The sequence below is a fragment of the Neisseria sp. P0014.S002 genome (assembly GCF_051958295.1).
In the GTDB taxonomy this organism is placed as follows: domain Bacteria; phylum Pseudomonadota; class Gammaproteobacteria; order Burkholderiales; family Neisseriaceae; genus Neisseria; species Neisseria flavescens_B.
This window is the reverse complement of the sequence record NZ_JBQCVO010000047.1, coordinates 1-334: the sequence shown is the minus strand read 5'-3', so window position 1 is coordinate 334 and position 334 is coordinate 1. Positions and strand designations below refer to the sequence as shown.

Genomic DNA, 334 nt, shown 5'->3' with positions numbered 1-334 from the left:
GCTACCGCAACTGGCTGGCGCAAGACGACACCCTGTCCGAATTATTGGAACTGATCAACCGCCAACTGACCGAAAAAAACCTAAAAGTAGAGAAAGCATCCGCCGCCGTCATTGACGCCACCATTATTCAGACCGCCGGCGGCAAACAGCGCCAGGCCATAGAAGTCGACGAAGAAGGACAAGTCAGCGGCCAAACCACACCGAGCAAAGACAAAGATGCCCGTTGGATAAAGAAAAATGGCCTCTACAGACTCGGGTACAAACAACATACCCGTACCGATGCGGAAGGCTATATCGAGAAACTGCACATTACCCCCGCCAATGCCCATGAGTG

General features: G+C 52.7%; 1 protein-coding gene. It reads left to right on the top strand.

Going from position 1 to position 334, the window contains the following annotated elements; genetic code table 11:
* Positions 1-334, top strand: a 334-nt coding sequence (locus tag ACTHSX_RS10535; protein ID WP_440377615.1) for a transposase, incomplete at both ends; no start/stop codon positions are given.